Origin of the sequence: Gluconobacter sp. P1D12_c, from assembly GCF_018812105.1 — a bacterium.
Lineage (GTDB): Bacteria > Pseudomonadota > Alphaproteobacteria > Acetobacterales > Acetobacteraceae > Gluconobacter > Gluconobacter oxydans_A.
The window spans coordinates 259,788-275,219 of record NZ_JACSIQ010000006.1 but is presented as its reverse complement, the minus strand read 5'-3'; the positions used below and the strand labels follow the sequence as shown (position 1 = coordinate 275,219).

Genomic DNA, 15,432 nt, shown 5'->3' with positions numbered 1-15,432 from the left:
CAACCAGCACGATCCCGCAAATGACATAGTAAACAGAGCCGCCCAGCATCGCGAGGTCAGCCCCCATGATGACAAAGATCAGGCCCACAAGAAGAATAACGACCCCCAGAAGCAGCGTCAGCCACTCCGTCAGAGTCTTCGTGCCGTTAATATTCGGCATAACCGGATGCCTCCCAGACTGAATACCCGGGACGGTATGTCGATTATCCAGCGAGGTCCATTAGAGTTATTCTGAATATCCTTTAACAAAGGCGTATTTGCGGTAAAAAAAATGTGCTTGGAACCATTCGACAAATGATAATTTGAGTAAATATCCGCATTATCCAGCTGGAATCGTGACCACTGCGCCACCTGTATGGTTGGTGGCGGCGAGGGCACTGAGGACCTGAACCATTGTGAAGGCAAGCTTGCTCTGGAAGTCTTTCTCATCAATCCAGAACCACATGTCATTATATTCAACCGCCGCATATCGGCGGTCGGGAACCTTGTGTCCTGAATGGATGACGACTTCCGGCCGGTTCTCGATACCCACCTGCCCGATCGTCGGCGGTGTCCGGCCAACCTTGATGTCCTCTTCAGGAACCTCAACCTCATAAGCAAGCTGCGTGAGCATCGCGAGCATCGAGCGCGTCAGAATGGCAATCTGACCGGGGTGCTTGGGATAGGGGCCGTAAACAATTTCCGCCTCTTCAGCCTGGGCATCCAGATGCAGGAGGCGACGCACTTCTGCCTGTGTCGAAAGAAGGCTGCTATCAGATGTCGAAGACAGCACCAGATAGGAATGCTCTTGGCCGTTGCCGTTTTCCGGCTTGGACGAACTCTTCTTGTTATTGTTGTCATCGGTCGGAGGCGGCGCATCGGTCGTAATACGGATTGTCATCGCGCCTGCGATCTGAAGCTGACGCAGATCATGCAGGAGGAGATAAAAGCGGACAGAACCTCCACCAAACGGCCCTGCTCCCAGCCCTCGCACGTTGGACAGTCCATCGATCGACTGCGCTGTCAGGCGCAAGAGGGTGTCAATGGGAAGACCACCGAGACTCAGGGGCATGATAACAGTGGGAGAAATTGGCCGCACGATATTCTCGGCGTATTGCTGCCCTGTCACGGGCTGATAGGTGAAGGTGGGGCTTTCCCCCGCCGTCATCGTCCCTGTTCCAAAGAGATAATTTCCGACCGCCGTAGCGGGATAGGCATAGAACCCGCCGCTGACACTTTTGGATACGCTATATCCGGCAATCACCTGCGTCGTATCCAGAAACGTCGGCGGATCAGCATAACGCAGGCGCACAATATTCAGGAGCATCTCATGCTTCTGGGATTCGCCCAGAGCGCGCGAGTATTCAAGCTCGTCATGCTGAAGCCTGGATGGCCCTATCGGCCCACAGGCAGCAAGACAGATAAGTGCAGCCAGGGGCGTGGCCCGGAATATCAGATTAATTTTCATGACTTATCTCAAAGTGGACCATTCCGTGGCCAAGCGGAAGTCACAACCGTTTCCTGAATGATGCGAACGTATATTTTTCATGAAAGATGTTACCGCCAAGGCTTGAAACACTTTGCTGCCCCGCCTAAATCTGGTCTCGGAAACACGATCCCTTGATGGATCGGATTTTACGTCACAAGGGCTCGCCCCGGTGCCTGACAGGGCCGAAGCGAGCCGCTGAAAGGACATATTATGAGCAAAGTCATCGGTATTGACCTCGGCACGACCAATTCCTGCGTTGCAGTGCGTGAAGGTGACGAGACCCGCGTTATTGAAAACAGCGAAGGCGCCCGTACGACGCCGTCCATGGTTGCCTTCACCGAAAACGGTGAGCGCCTTGTCGGACAGGCCGCGAAGCGTCAGGCTGTTACTAACCCATCCAACACGCTCTATGCCGTCAAACGCCTGATCGGTCGTCGTTACGACGACCCGACCGTCGCCAAGGACAAGGGCATGGTCCCTTACGAAATCGTCAAGGGCGACAACGGCGACGCATGGGTTCGCGCTCGTGGCGAAGATTACGCCCCGTCCCAGATCGCTGCATTCGTTCTTGGCAAGATGAAGGAAACGGCCGAGTCCTACCTCGGTGAAACGGTCACACAGGCTGTCATCACGGTTCCGGCTTACTTCAACGACGCACAGCGTCAGGCAACTCGTGACGCCGGCAAGATTGCTGGCCTTGAAGTCCTGCGTATCATCAACGAGCCGACCGCAGCTGCACTGGCTTATGGCCTTGGTAAGCGCGACTCTGGCACGGTGGCTGTGTATGACCTTGGTGGTGGTACGTTCGACGTTTCCATCCTCGAGATCTCTGACGGCGTGATCGAAGTGAAGTCCACGAACGGTGATACGTTCCTGGGTGGTGAAGACTTCGATAACCGCGTGATCGACTTCCTAGCTGATGAGTTCAAGAAGGACCAGGGCATCGACCTGCGTGGCGACAAGCTTGCCCTGCAGCGTCTGAAGGAAGCCGCTGAAAAGGCCAAGATCGAGCTTTCCTCTTCCAAGGAAACCGAGATCAACCTGCCGTTCATCACGGCTGATGCGTCTGGCCCGAAGCACCTTGTGGTCAAGCTGTCCCGTGCCAAGCTGGAGAGCCTGGTTGACGATCTGGTTCAGCGTACGCTTGGTCCGTGCCGTTCCGCTATCAAGGATGCTGGCGTGTCCACGAGCGAGATTGACGAAGTCATCCTCGTTGGCGGCATGACCCGTATGCCGAAGGTCATCGAGACGGTTAAGGAATTCTTCGGCAAGGATCCGGCACGCAACGTCAACCCTGACGAAGTGGTCGCTATCGGTGCAGCCGTTCAGGGCGCCGTCCTGAAGGGTGATGTAAAGGACGTTCTGCTCCTCGACGTGACGCCGCTGTCGCTGGGTATCGAGACGCTGGGTGGCGTGTTCACCCGTCTGATCGACCGCAACACGACGATCCCGACCAAGAAGAGCCAGACCTTCTCCACGGCTGAAGACAACCAGAACGCCGTGACCATCAAGGTCTATCAGGGCGAGCGTGAGATGGCAGCGGACAACAAGCTGCTTGGCAACTTCGACCTGCAGGGCATTGCTCCGGCACCGCGTGGCGTTCCGCAGATTGAAGTTACGTTCGACATTGATGCCAACGGTATCGTCAACGTGTCCGCCAAGGATAAGGCGACGAACAAGGAACAGCAGATCAAGATCCAGGCTTCTGGTGGTCTGTCCGACGGTGACATCGATCGCATGGTCAAGGAAGCTGAAGCGAACGCTTCCGCTGACAAGGCCAAGCGCGAGCTGGTCGAGCTGCGCAACAGCACCGAGAGCATGATCCACCAGACCGAAAAGTCCCTCACGGAAGGTGGCGACAAGGTTCCGGCTGCAGACAAGTCTGAAGCAGAAGCCGCTATCGCAGCAGCCCGTGAAGCTCTGGGTGGCGAGAACGTCGAAACGCTGAAGAGCGCAAGCGAGCGTCTGACGCAGGCTGCCATGAAGGTTGGTCAGGCCATGTATCAGGCAGATCAGGCCCAGCAGGGTGGTGAAGCTGCGGGTGCGGAAGCCAAGGACGAAAACGTTGTCGACGCCGACTTTGAAGACGTCGACGACAGCAAGAAGCACTGATCGGGTGACTTCCCCAGGTGGGGCTTCCCGCCCCGCCTGACCTGTTTTCCGAAGGGCGCCCGTTCCCGCAAGGGGGTGGGCGCCATTCTTGTTTCCGGCCCTCAGACAAGGACCGATCATGGCCACGAAGATCGATTACTACGAAAGCCTCGAAGTTTCGCGTACTGCTTCCGGAGATGAGCTGAAGAAAGCTTTCCGCAAGCAGGCCATGCGCTATCACCCGGATCGTAACCCTGGGGATGATGCAGCCGAGCAGAAATTCAAGGAAATCAACGAAGCCTATGACGTCCTGAAGGACGAGCAGAAGCGCGCAGCCTACGACCAGTACGGACACGCAGCCTTCGACGGCGGCATGGGTGGAATGGGCGGCGGCGGAGGCTTTGGTGGTTTCGGCGCTGGTGGTCTTGGGGACATCTTTGACCAGATGTTCGGAGACATGATGGGCGGCCGCCGTGGCGGCGGACGTCGTACAGGCGCTGACGTTCAGGTTCAGGTTGAAATCAGTCTGACCGAAGCCTTCTCCGGCGTAACCAAGAGCGTTGAAGTCCGCACGCGCGTTGCCTGTGAATCCTGTCATGGTTCTGGCTCCGCGGATGCCGGTGGTGGCAGCACGACCTGCGCTACCTGCCATGGTGCGGGTAAAGTCCGCGCGCAGCAGGGTTTCTTCCTTGTCGAGCGTCCCTGCCCCACCTGTCATGGGTCAGGCCGTACGGTTCGCAATCCGTGCAAAGTCTGCCAGGGCACAGGCACCCAGGCAAAGACTGAAACCCTTCAGATCGAAATTCCGGCTGGCGTTGAGGATGGCACGCGCATCCGCATGGCAGGCCGCGGTGAAGCCGGGGGAGAAGGTGTACAGCCCGGCGATCTGTATGTGCACGTCTCGGTCCTGTCGCATGACATCTTCCAGCGTGACGGCGCCAATATCTACTGCCGCGTTCCGCTGCGCATGACGCAGGCTGCACTGGGGACGGAGGTTGAGGTTCCTGTCATTGACGGCAGTCGCACCCGTGTCCGCATTCCTGCAGGGACGCAGACAGGTGAAACCTTCCGCCTGCGCGGCAAGGGGTTCTCCGTATTGCGGTCTTCTGCCCGTGGGGACATGTACATTCAGGTCTCGGTGGAAACACCGCATCACCTGACCAAGCGCCAGCGCGAACTTCTTGAAGAGTTCGAGAAAGAAGCAGGTGACGATCACGCCAAGGCAAGCCCTGAAAACAGCGGCTTCTTTGCCAAGGTCCGGGATTTCTTCGAAGGTCGCTGATAACAGAAAAACCCCTCCTGAAACGGAGGGGTTTTTTTATGCTTTTTTCATAGCTGTCCACGACAGTTGTCTTCCATTAAAAAACTAACGGTCGCTTTGAAGAGTTGAAATAATACCGGACCAGTTTCAGATTAAACGCAGTGTCAAATTCAATCCGACAGTGACGCCAACTGGTCCAGAATATCCTGATCACGAATACGATTATCTTTTAAAAGCATCGTGATTCTATTAAGAATTAAATCCAACTGATCGTCATCATGCAGTGGTATATACTCAGAACTTTCATCATATGAAAATTTCCCAATATCAGACCGCAGGACAAGATGACGATTATAGGGAATAACCATTACATCACCGGTTCCGATATTAATTTTATAATTATGCCGAATGCCGTTTATAAATACATAATTTCCGTCAACACTAATCGCGTCCCCAGCTTTGAACGACGGCAATAAAGAGACAATTGCCTCACGGCGACTTTGAGCGAGGCCGCCGAAGTGTGACTCATTTGATATGGAGATGTTCGCCAGACCCGACTGGCGGCGCCATACCCCGAGATCTGGAATGGACGAGATCGTTTCCAAGTCAAAGGAAAGATTGCTCGCAGCCGTGCTGACCATCAGATCAACATCACGCATGATCTCGGAAAACACGACTTGAGAGATATCGCCAAGACGAAGCGGCGTTTTCATCTCAGTCAGTTTACGGCCTCCGTCATAGAGCCAGTTTCCTTGATCTTTCAGAACACAGAACCTGATTCTGTCGGTCATGACGTGAGTAAAAGTCCCGGCACCATGTTCAAGATCGTTGATCCCTACACCTCCGGTTCTTATTTCAGCATAAATACCATGCGCAGGGAGCCCGAACGTCCAGGGAGCGCTTTCGGATGATGGTATATGAGGAGAAAGGTTGCGGATACGCCATCCTCTTTTGCGCCCGACTTCGACCACCTGAGCCTGATTTAAAATTCGTCCAGCATAGCGATAGGATGCCGGAGAGCTTTCACGCTCTGCCTGAGTAAGTGTGTATGTTTCCCGCCAGGCTTGGCGAATTGGCTGGCTGATTTTCAATCGTTCCAGAGTTTCTTTCCAGCGTGCAACAATAGATTTTCCGTCAGCATCTTTTCCTTCACCATGAAGAGGATGCCACAAGCTCAGAAGTACTCCGGCCTTAAGGGGAAGGTGCTTATTTCCATCGGGGTCATATACTTCCCCATTGTCCCCAAACAGGCAGGTGAAAACCACCGTCCCGTCTGGTTCAGCAACAAGCCATATCTGGCGCCGCGCGAGCCATCCGAGAACGGGATGAGAAAGCCAGCGCTCCTGAAACACGGAGTAAAGCCAAGTTTGCCCCGTCAGCCACGACCGCTCCAACCTCAGACGGTGAATGGACATATCGGCTGTCAGCATTTTTGCGTCTGCTCTTGCCGCGCGAAAAATCGCTTCAACTCCCGGGGCTTTACGCACCATAACGGGAAGCCTGCTTAAATGTTTACCTTCTGCATCTTCGTAGTGGATCACACCTTGACCTGAACCCGTTAGGCTCAAAACCACTTTGAGGCCATCAGATAATTCATCCATGCGACAATGAGATTCATTCAACCCATATTGCAGCGCAATAAGTTCCTCTGCTTCAACTGTCGTCAGCCCGGATGCCGACGCCGCATATGCAAGAGCCGCGTTCAACTGACCTAACATCGTCGAATGCCGGACTTGGGATCGAAGTCGTGCAAGTCCACGAATGGCATCAATCGTGGCAAGTTCTCCAACAGTTGCTACAAGGCGATTAAACTTCGCAACATCCTCTTTTTTCAAAGCTTGTGTACACAGAGACAATAACCATGAGACATCGGATAACTCTTTCGCTGCAGCAACCATACAAAGACAGCCAGGAAAGATGGATATTGTAATATCCGGCTTGTCAGAAAAACTCTCACAACATGACGACTTTGCCGGGAGTCGCTTCCTGGCAGGAAGTTTTGTTCGCAGGCGATGGAATTTGCCAAACGACATAACATCCGCATCGTTCGGGTGCCCACGCCGAAAAGTATAAAGATCAGGATTTTGGATAAGTGCTTCAGCCACCTTAATGACTGAACCGGCTTTCGAAAAAACCAGATTAATCAGCCGCACAAAGCGCGGAAAAATAGCGGCACGATAAAGGGGCGGCACACCCAGTAGATTATAATGTACTCGATGAATTTCAGAAATTTTTCCATATTCCTGCAGAAAAAATCTTGCAAAATTGAGCTCTTGATGTCCGTCCGGTTCACTTAATCGAGTAGAAAACCGTGCCAGTGTTTTCTCGGAAGGCTTTGGTGAATCGGGAACCTGAAAAAGCTCAAGCCGACTATTCATATCATTGACTGAAGAAGCCGGATCTTCTCGAATTACTCCCTCACGCGCAACCCACAGAAGATGTGGAAAGTCCCGGCTCATATCTTCAATATCAAGAAGAGCCTGATCGAACCATCGTTCATTAGGAAGGCTACGCCCCGAACTCCTGAACAAACGCATATAACTGGCCATTCCACGCTTCGCCGCATGAAGCGGAGCAGCTTCCGATAATCTATACTTTGAGGGAAATAACCGTGACGTTTCTATTCCAAGCGTATGGCTAGTTTCCTGTTTCGCGTATCGCCGGAACCAGTTTGGAGGACGAGGAAGACTTCCAATTCCCAAGAGTTCTCCCGCCATACATGTTGTTAGGGGAACATGATGAATGGTTATATTATCGAGAAGTGGCTGCTTAATAATTCCGTAATACGATGCGATTTTTGATTTATGGCGTTCGACCCATGCATTATTGAGTTTCCAGAAAATTTGCCCATCAATTTTTTCCATTTCCGTCATCCAGAGGATCAATTGATTTTCGAGAATTCCGACCTCGGTCAGAACCATCCGTGCGAGTGCGACGTCTGTGTCGAGAAGGTCAGTCTGGGGCATTGTCTTTCCCGGGCATGGATTTCAATTAGTATAAATTTTTAAATATATAGAGATCTACTTCGATCCAACTCTTTAATTAGACAGTAATACATATTTATGCATCGTACCAACAACGCCGCAAGTTATGCGGCGCCTGCCAGCAAAAATTCAGCCAAATTCCGGAGCCAAACGCGCCAGGCTTTCTGATGTCAGGTCCGAAACAGCGCTCGCACCCGTGAGGGTCATTGCAACGCGCAGTTCCTTTTCCATGACGTCAAGCACATTCTCCACACCTTTCTGGCCCCCGGCAGCAAGCGCGTAGACGAAGGCGCGCCCCAGCAGAACAGCATCGGCCCCCATCGCAACCATCCGAGCAATGTCGAGGCCGGATCGAATGCCTGAATCTGCCAGGATTTTCAGGTCGCCCTTCACGGCATCCACGATCGGCGGGAGTGCGCGAGCGCTGGAGAGGACACCGTCCAGCTGGCGACCACCATGATTGGAAACAACAATGCCATCCGCACCAAAACGGACAGCATCTTTGGCATCCTCAGGATCGAGAATACCCTTGATAATCATAGGTCCATCCCAGTACTCGCGGATCCATTCCAGATCTTTCCAGCTAATGGACGGATCAAAATTATTAGCGAGCCAGCCGATATAATCTTCCAGCTTGGTTGGATTTCCGCGATAGCGCGAAATATTGCCCAAATCGTGCGGTCTGCCACGAAGACCCACATCCCAAGCCCACATAGGATGGGTCACAGCCTGAAGATAACGCCGAATGTTGGCATGGGAGCCGGACATTCCCGAATGGGCATCGCGATAACGCGCGCCCGGTGTGGGCATATCCACGGTGAACACCAAAGTCGTAATGCCAGCAGCCTTCGCGCGCTCCAAGGCATTCTTCATGAATCCCCTATCTTTGAGAACATAAAGCTGAAACCAGATGGGCACCGGGCTTCTGCCCTGCACTTCCTCGATGGGGCACACCGATACTGTGGACAACGTGAAGGGAATACCTTTACGGGCCGCGGCCCTTGCTGCCTGCACTTCCCCGCGACGAGCATACATGCCTGTCAGCCCCACAGGGGCAAGAACCGCAGGAATATGCAGTTTGCGCCCGAACAACTCTGTCCCAGTCGTCAAACCGGACACGTTTTTCAAGATGCGTTGCCGCAGGGAAATATCTGCAAGGTCCGTAATGTTCCGACGCATTGTCTGCTCTGCGTAGGAACCGCCATCAATGTACTGGAACAGAAAAGGCGGCAGACGGCGTCGGGCTGCCTCACGATAATCAGTGGCTGAAGAAATAATCATCTGGCAGCTTCCATTAGTGTGCTTCGTATTCAACGAACGGGAGACTGCCAGCCTGTTTGATGATAACCAAGGGACTATCGTTTTCCCTGGCACTGTGTTGCACAACACTCCAAACAGGAATTCGGCAATATCTCCTCATTCTAACCAATCAGGCATTGAGTCTGCGCAAAACGCGTACACCTCGGTGAACATCAAGAACAGACACTGATGCTGTATCCAAGGCCAGATTTTCTCCAAGCCGCACATCATTATGAATCCACACACCAATCAAGCTGCGAAGAATATGACCGTGCGCAAACAGGGCAATCGTTCCTCCCTGTGCCGTCAGCCTATCGAGCAAGCCATTGATCCTTTTCTGAACCTGTGCTGCCGTTTCTCCATTTTCCACGTCAGACGTCCACAAAGACCAGTCGGGCTCGGCTTTCAAAATCTCTGGCGTGGTGAGCCCTTCATAAACGCCGTAATTCCATTCCATGAGATCAGGCTCGATCTGAGCCTGCTCGCCCAGCCCGGCAAGAACGCAGGTTTCATGCGCCCGCTGTAGCGGGCTGGTAAACACCCGATCAAAGTTCTGATGTTCTAACCGGCCCTTAAGAGACAGCGCCTGCTTACGTCCATTTTCCGTCAGGGCAATATCCGTACGCCCCGTATGCTGGCCGCTGATGGTCCATTCTGTTTCGCCGTGGCGAATTAGCCAGAGGGTGGTGCTCATGGCGCATGCCTTCCCTATGGGCTTTCAGTAATTGAAAGCCCTTTGCCAGCCCGAAGCTGGATTGCTGAAATTTCTGGATCAGAGGCGAATGATTTGTACGCTCACCCGCCTCTCAAGCCGCTGTTCAGATCTTGTGAACAGAAGCGTCGTAAATCTTGTCCACGACCTTACTCAGGGTTTCGTTGAACGCCTGATCGGACTGTGAAACGCGCAGATCATCCACGAGAGCCCGCGAGAAGCTGGCGATCATGCCATGATTGGCTTTGAGCTTCTGGCACGCTTCATCGAGAGGATAACCGCCTGAAAGCGCGACAACACGCTGCATGCGCGGATGCTTCATCACGCGGGCATACAGGTCCGGCTTTTCAGGCAACGTCACCTTCAGCATAACCGGATAATCTCCCGGTAATGCTTCCAGTCCACTCAGAACAGCGTCTTCAAGGAGCGCTTCAGCCTCAGCCTTTTCCGGGCTCTTCACCAGCACTTCCGGCTCAAGGATGGGGACGAGTCCGTGCGATGCCACCTGCGCTGCAATATCGAACTGCTGCTGAACAAGGCTCTTAATGGCAGCAGGATTGGCCAGACGGATCACTGACCGCTCCTTGGTACCGTAAATACCAAGCTTCGCTGCCCGCTCCAGAAGTTCATCCAGGTCCGGAATGGGCTTCATGAGCTGAACACCGTCCTTTTCGTCTTCCAGACCTTTATCGATCTTCAGAAAGGGGACGATTCCACAGGTTTTCCAGAGATAGGACGGCACTGGCGCACCCTCGACCGTGCCATCCATTGTTTTCTCAAACAGGATTGCAGCAAGGACCTCGTGGCTCTGGAAAGCAGGAGAGGAAATGATGCGAACGCGCATTTCATGCATCAGACGGAACATGTCCGCATCGTTCGAGTAGGCATCCGGCCCGATGCCATAGTGTGCCAGAGCCTTGGGAGTCGATCCGCCGCTTTGATCAAGAGCCGCGATAAATCCGGGAGTTTTTGACACCTGCTCGGCCATTTTTGCATCAGGCATGAACACTACATCCTTTTCTTCAGTCACATGACCAGAAGTAACGACTGACCTTCGCGCGGGATTGGAGACTCTTCCAATCACATTGCACGGATCACCCAAAGGACGCGGTTCAACCCTTCTGGAGCGGCAGGGAAATCAGTTTTTTTCAATATTGGTGGACGGGGGGTCGGCTAATTCTGGAAACAGTCTGGCCAGATCCGCAGGCTGAAGAAGATCTGCCAGAGTGTAGCGATCGAGCACGGCCAGAAATGCGGAAAGGGCCTCTCCCAACACGCCACGCAAGCGGCAGGAGGGAGACAGAACACACGCGCGGCTTCCTGTTGCCCGGCCCTCACAGTCCACAAGCATCATATCGTCTTCCGTAAACCGGACGACCTCTCCCACACCAATGTCCTGTGCCGGGCGACCCAACGTCAGACCACCCCCACGACCTCGTACGGTGGTAATGAAACGCCCCTGCCCCAGACGATGCACAACCTTCACCAGATGGTTTTCCGAGATGCCGTATGCCTCGGCAATTTCGCGGATGGAGACGCGCACAGTTGGGCGTGCCCCGATGTAGAGCAGGGTCCGCAAGGCATAGTCGGTATGCAGGGTCAGGCGCATACGAGTCCTCTGGCAGATTGACAGTCAGAAGTCACGCGCTTAAAGATGTATTTATTATACACCTTTAAGAAGACCCATCATGTCCTCTTCCGACCGCAGCCTCACGCCAGACGTCATTGCCACCATCAAGGCGACCATTCCGGCCCTCGAAGCGCATGGTCTCGACATCACCAGTGAGATGTACCGCCGCCTTCTGGCTGATCCGGTCATTGCTGAGATGTTTGATCCGACCCATCAATCCAAAGGAACGCAGCCACGCGCGCTCGCCATGGCCGTCCTGGCCTATGCCCGGAACATCGATAATCTCGGAGTGATGGGTGGAGCGGTTGAGCGCATTGCCCAGAAGCATGTCAGCCTGGAAATTCTGCCAGAGCATTACCCTCATGTGGCCACTGCCCTGATCGGCGCGATTCAACATGTTCTGGGAGACGCCGCGACACCTGCAATTCTGGATGCATGGGGCCGTGCTTACTGGGCTCTGGCTGACATTCTGATGGGCCGGGAAGGCCAGCTTTATGACGCCAGCACACATGCCGAAGGCGGCTGGACCGGATGGCGCGACTTCACGATCATCAATGCAACGCGCGAATGCGACAATGTCACGACGCTGGAACTGAAGCCTACAGACGGCAAAACCGTCATTCAGGCTATCCCCGGCCAATATCTGGGTGTGGACCTAAATATTCCGGAACATGGGCAGACCCGACGTAACTACAGCATCACATCGCGCCCCAACCACGATTCCTACACCATCAGCGTACGCCACGTTCCGAACGGTATAGTTTCCACATGGCTCAATAGTTCGGCATGCAAGGGCCATCAGGTTCGACTGTCGCCGCCAGCAGGTGAGTTTGTCCTTCCCCAGAAGAGCGACACACCCCTCGCCTTCATCTGTGCGGGCATTGGAATGACACCCATGATCGGGATGATCGAGGCTTTGGCAGCGCAGGCAGGCTCGCCAGCGGTCAGTATTATTCAGATTGCCCATTCTGAAACGGCCGCACCGTTTTCAGGAAAGCTAAGCAGCCTGGCCAAAGAGGCGAAAAGCCCGATTACGCTTCATACACGCCTGACATCCGTTGACGGACGCCCGGATACAGCATGGATCGCTGATCGCATTCCGGAAAACGCCACCTGCTACCTATGCGGCCCAACAGGGTTCATGCGTGACATGATTCAGGGGCTCTCAAAAGCCGGCATTCCGGCCGACCGTCTGCGTTATGAGACGTTCGGACCGGATACCGGCGTGACTGACTAATTGTCAGAGAGCGGCGATGACGCTTTCCGCTTCTGCAAGGATGCGAGGGCGATCATTGCCGCCGTTGACTGCCAAGCCTTCTGCTTCAATGACCTTCACGTCCGTGACGCCAAGGAAGCCAAGAACGGCCTTGAGATAAGTGACCTGATGCTCAAAGGCTGCCTGCGGCGTGCCTTCCGAATAAATGCCACCACGCGCCACGGCGAGAATTACGGTCTTACCGCCAGCAAGTCCTTCGACACCATTCGCACCGTAGCGGAATGTCTGTCCGGCAATGGCAATGCGATCAATCCATGCCTTGAGCTGGCTCGGAATGCCAAAGTTGTACATCGGCACACCGAGTACGAGAATGTCGGCCTCCTTAAAATCGGAGAGGGCTTTCGCGCCCGCGACCAGATCCTTGTTGGAGGCAGCGTCTTCCGTAAGATCCTTGCCCAGAAAAGACAGCGCTTCGCCATCCAAGTGAGGAAGGGGGTTCGCTGCCAGATCAAGGGACGTAACGTCCAGATCCGGATGCTTCTGACGGTAGCGGTCCACAATCGCCACACTCAGCTGGCGTGTTGCGGAATACCCGCCAAGAATGCTGGAATCGATATGAAGCAGTTTCATTGTAATCTCTTTCGGTTCCTGATCGTAACCAGCACATGATAAGAAACCTTTTCCTCACCTCCGCAAGACGGCACATTCAGGGATCATAGGCACATGGATGTTAGTACCCTTCCCCTTCCAGAAGCTCATGAGAGCGATACATGCGCCGTTGTCCGGGCCATTCTGGCGCGCGTGGGAGACAAGTGGAGCATCCTGATCGTGCGGATGCTCGGAGACGGCTCCATGCGTTTTAGTGAACTCCGTCGTTCCATCGAAGGTATTTCACAACGCATGCTCACGCTGACATTGCGCAATCTGGAACGCGATGGGCTGGTTGCCCGCACCGTCACCCCCACCACTCCGCCTCGCGTGGATTATGAATTGACGGATCTCGGGCACTCTCTGCAAAGCATTACCGAAGCCTTCGGACGCTGGGCTGTCACACACCGGGATCAGATTGAAAATGCTCGCCTCCGTTTTGACGCACGCCAATAATCCCTTAGGTTGCGCCCAATAGTTTCTGACGGTCAGGCACGGATTATGACGACTTCTCCCCGCATCGGTATCGCTGGTATTACTGGGCGTCTGGGCGCTCTGTGCGCCGAAGAAGCGGGAGACTCCCTGGCTGGCGGGCTGTCCCGTCACGCAGATGCAGCACGCAGCATCACCAATAACCCGGCAGAATTAGCAACGCACTGCGACGTCATTATCGACGTTAGCCACGCTTCAACCGCAGCAACTCACGCAGAAGCCTTCACAGGAGCAAAGTGCCCGTGGGTTCTGGGAACGACTGGCCTTGACGCTACGGCCCAGGCTGCCGTGAGCGAGGCTGCAAAACATATTCCAGTTTTACAGGCTGCTAATTTTTCCCCGGCGTTGACGCTTTTTCTGGAGCTCGCGAAGCAGCTTGGCGCAGGGCTACCAAGTTATGATGCGGAAATCGTAGAGATTCATCACCGGCAGAAAGTTGATGCACCGTCCGGCACCGCGCTGGCCATTGGACGCGCAGTTGCTGAAGGACGAAACATAGCGTTCGAGGATGTTGCTCGCCTGGATCAGAACGGCCCGCGACCGGATAACGCTATCGGGTTTGCCTCACTGCGTGGTGGGCAGATTATTGGCGAGCATGATCTTCTCTTCATGGCTGCAGATGAACAGATCACCCTGTCTCATCGTGCGCTGGATCGACGGGTTTTCGCCCGCGGTGCACTGATGGCTGCACGCTGGCTGGCCCATCAGCCTCCCGGCCTTTACAGCATGGCAGATGTTCTTCGTCGGAAAGACTGATCTTTCCGACGAAGTGTTCAGTGGTTAGCCGCCCGAGATTTCGAGGTTCACACCCGTCATAAAGCTGGAGTCGTCGCCCAGAAGAAACGCCACCACACCTGGGATTTCGCTGATATCGCCATAACGACGCATCGGCACACTACCGATCATCTGCTTGGAAACTTCTTCAGGATTGGTGGAGAAGTACTGCGTGTTGGCCTTGGCCTGCAGCTCCACCTGTCGATCCCACATGAAACCAGGGCCCATATAACCTGGGCTGATGGCGTTAACGCGGATGTTGTAGGGCGCCAGATCCTGGGCTGCAGTTTCCGTCAGGGCGATGATGGCACCTTTGGATGCCCCGTAAGCCGCCATGTTCGGCGGTCCTTTTACACCGGCCATGCTGGCAGTATTCACGATGCTACCGTAACCGTTCTCGATCATGTGCCGTGAGACAGCCTTCATCACATGGAAGGCGCCTGTGACATTGATGTTCAGAACACGCGGGAAATCTTCGGACGGATAATCCTGAACCGGGGCAAAGGCACCCTGATATCCGGCATTATTGAAGAGGAAATCGATTTTTCCAAACTCTTCGACAACGCGGCCGACGACATCGATCACTGACTGCTCGGATGTGACATCACAGACATAGGACGCAGCTTTCACGCCCTTCTCCCTCACAGCGGCTTCTGCCTTGGCCAGTGCGTCTGGATTCATGTCGAGCAGAGCAATTTCCGTGCCCATTTCTGCCAGCCGAAGTGCAGTCGCGAGGCCAATATTGCCCCCGGCACCCGTAACAAGACAGACTTTACCGCTAAAGAAACTTACGACGTACGCCATTGGTGCCTCATGAAAATACGGTGCTTTCACCTGCGGCCCACAATATCGAGATC

The 15,432-nt window shown here is 54.3% G+C and carries 13 protein-coding genes and 1 pseudogene; 5 read left to right on the top strand and 9 right to left on the bottom strand.

Features of this window, described 5'->3' with window-relative positions; translation table 11 throughout:
* Nucleotides 1-160 (bottom strand): annotated as a pseudogene (locus KP705_RS20070) (glycerol dehydrogenase); the annotation flags it as partial.
* A 159-nt stretch (nucleotides 161-319) separates the two neighbouring features.
* The gene (locus KP705_RS09265; protein WP_198150548.1) at nucleotides 320-1,447 is read right to left on the bottom strand and encodes a hypothetical protein; all 1,128 of its coding nucleotides are present in this window, start codon (nucleotides 1,445-1,447) and stop codon (nucleotides 320-322) included.
* Between the two features lie 231 nt (nucleotides 1,448-1,678).
* Here KP705_RS09265 and dnaK point away from each other — a divergent pair, with 231 nt between their 5' ends.
* A complete protein-coding gene (gene dnaK, locus KP705_RS09260; protein WP_046900582.1) occupies nucleotides 1,679-3,580 on the top strand; it encodes a molecular chaperone DnaK in 1,902 nt (633 codons plus the stop codon).
* 118 nt (nucleotides 3,581-3,698) lie between these two features.
* Entirely contained in the window at nucleotides 3,699-4,841 is a 1,143-nt protein-coding gene (dnaJ, locus tag KP705_RS09255; RefSeq protein ID WP_064275651.1) for a molecular chaperone DnaJ, read from the top strand.
* 149 nt (nucleotides 4,842-4,990) lie between these two features.
* Here the strand turns inward: dnaJ and KP705_RS09250 are convergent, their stop codons facing one another.
* From KP705_RS09250 to KP705_RS09230, 5 genes are all read right to left on the bottom strand, one after another.
* Nucleotides 4,991-7,786: a DUF4132 domain-containing protein gene (locus KP705_RS09250; RefSeq protein WP_215764349.1), complete on the bottom strand. Its 2,796-nt coding sequence runs from the start codon at nucleotides 7,784-7,786 to the stop codon at nucleotides 4,991-4,993.
* Nucleotides 7,787-7,933: 147 nt separating this feature from the next.
* Nucleotides 7,934-9,085 (bottom strand): FMN-dependent L-lactate dehydrogenase LldD, encoded by a 1,152-nt coding sequence (gene lldD, locus KP705_RS09245; RefSeq protein ID WP_215764348.1) that lies wholly within the window; start codon nucleotides 9,083-9,085, stop codon nucleotides 7,934-7,936.
* Nucleotides 9,086-9,233: 148 nt separating this feature from the next.
* A complete protein-coding gene (locus KP705_RS09240) occupies nucleotides 9,234-9,797 on the bottom strand; it encodes a histidine phosphatase family protein (RefSeq protein WP_064275653.1) in 564 nt (187 codons plus the stop codon).
* 124 nt (nucleotides 9,798-9,921) lie between these two features.
* On the bottom strand, nucleotides 9,922-10,818 hold the full coding sequence (locus KP705_RS09235) for a fructose bisphosphate aldolase (protein ID WP_215764347.1): 897 nt from the start codon (nucleotides 10,816-10,818) through the stop codon (nucleotides 9,922-9,924).
* A gap of 135 nt (nucleotides 10,819-10,953) precedes the next feature.
* A complete protein-coding gene (locus tag KP705_RS09230) occupies nucleotides 10,954-11,424 on the bottom strand; it encodes an Rrf2 family transcriptional regulator (protein ID WP_215764346.1) in 471 nt (156 codons plus the stop codon).
* Nucleotides 11,425-11,503: 79 nt separating this feature from the next.
* Here KP705_RS09230 and KP705_RS09225 point away from each other — a divergent pair, with 79 nt between their 5' ends.
* On the top strand, nucleotides 11,504-12,682 hold the full coding sequence (locus tag KP705_RS09225) for an FAD-binding oxidoreductase (RefSeq protein ID WP_215764345.1): 1,179 nt from the start codon (nucleotides 11,504-11,506) through the stop codon (nucleotides 12,680-12,682).
* A gap of 3 nt (nucleotides 12,683-12,685) precedes the next feature.
* Here the strand turns inward: KP705_RS09225 and KP705_RS09220 are convergent, their stop codons facing one another.
* Nucleotides 12,686-13,291 (bottom strand): FMN-dependent NADH-azoreductase, encoded by a 606-nt coding sequence (locus KP705_RS09220; RefSeq protein WP_046900573.1) that lies wholly within the window; start codon nucleotides 13,289-13,291, stop codon nucleotides 12,686-12,688.
* A 93-nt stretch (nucleotides 13,292-13,384) separates the two neighbouring features.
* Here KP705_RS09220 and KP705_RS09215 point away from each other — a divergent pair, with 93 nt between their 5' ends.
* Together KP705_RS09215 and dapB are read left to right on the top strand one after the other, a co-directional pair.
* A complete protein-coding gene (locus tag KP705_RS09215; RefSeq protein ID WP_046900572.1) occupies nucleotides 13,385-13,765 on the top strand; it encodes a helix-turn-helix domain-containing protein in 381 nt (126 codons plus the stop codon).
* 45 nt (nucleotides 13,766-13,810) lie between these two features.
* Nucleotides 13,811-14,557, top strand: coding sequence for a 4-hydroxy-tetrahydrodipicolinate reductase (dapB, locus tag KP705_RS09210; RefSeq protein ID WP_215764344.1), 747 nt, complete (start codon nucleotides 13,811-13,813; stop codon nucleotides 14,555-14,557).
* A 24-nt stretch (nucleotides 14,558-14,581) separates the two neighbouring features.
* On the opposite strand, the gene KP705_RS09205 is transcribed toward dapB, so the two are convergent.
* On the bottom strand, nucleotides 14,582-15,379 hold the full coding sequence (locus KP705_RS09205) for an SDR family NAD(P)-dependent oxidoreductase (protein WP_064275659.1): 798 nt from the start codon (nucleotides 15,377-15,379) through the stop codon (nucleotides 14,582-14,584).
* Nucleotides 15,380-15,432: the final 53 nt, after the last annotated feature.

Bases quoted from the DNA above. Each gene is read 5' to 3' on its own strand.
- KP705_RS09265 (WP_198150548.1), bottom strand. From the start codon at position 1,447: ATGAAAATTAATCTGATATTCCGGGCCACGCCCCTGGCTGCACTTATC.
- dnaK (WP_046900582.1), top strand. From the start codon at position 1,679: ATGAGCAAAGTCATCGGTATTGACCTCGGCACGACCAATTCCTGCGTT.
- dnaJ (WP_064275651.1), top strand. From the start codon at position 3,699: ATGGCCACGAAGATCGATTACTACGAAAGCCTCGAAGTTTCGCGTACT.
- KP705_RS09250 (WP_215764349.1), bottom strand. From the start codon at position 7,786: ATGCCCCAGACTGACCTTCTCGACACAGACGTCGCACTCGCACGGATG.
- lldD (WP_215764348.1), bottom strand. From the start codon at position 9,085: ATGATTATTTCTTCAGCCACTGATTATCGTGAGGCAGCCCGACGCCGT.
- KP705_RS09240 (WP_064275653.1), bottom strand. From the start codon at position 9,797: ATGAGCACCACCCTCTGGCTAATTCGCCACGGCGAAACAGAATGGACC.
- KP705_RS09235 (WP_215764347.1), bottom strand. From the start codon at position 10,818: ATGCCTGATGCAAAAATGGCCGAGCAGGTGTCAAAAACTCCCGGATTT.
- KP705_RS09230 (WP_215764346.1), bottom strand. From the start codon at position 11,424: ATGCGCCTGACCCTGCATACCGACTATGCCTTGCGGACCCTGCTCTAC.
- KP705_RS09225 (WP_215764345.1), top strand. From the start codon at position 11,504: ATGTCCTCTTCCGACCGCAGCCTCACGCCAGACGTCATTGCCACCATC.
- KP705_RS09220 (WP_046900573.1), bottom strand. From the start codon at position 13,291: ATGAAACTGCTTCATATCGATTCCAGCATTCTTGGCGGGTATTCCGCA.
- KP705_RS09215 (WP_046900572.1), top strand. From the start codon at position 13,385: ATGGATGTTAGTACCCTTCCCCTTCCAGAAGCTCATGAGAGCGATACA.
- dapB (WP_215764344.1), top strand. From the start codon at position 13,811: ATGACGACTTCTCCCCGCATCGGTATCGCTGGTATTACTGGGCGTCTG.
- KP705_RS09205 (WP_064275659.1), bottom strand. From the start codon at position 15,379: ATGGCGTACGTCGTAAGTTTCTTTAGCGGTAAAGTCTGTCTTGTTACG.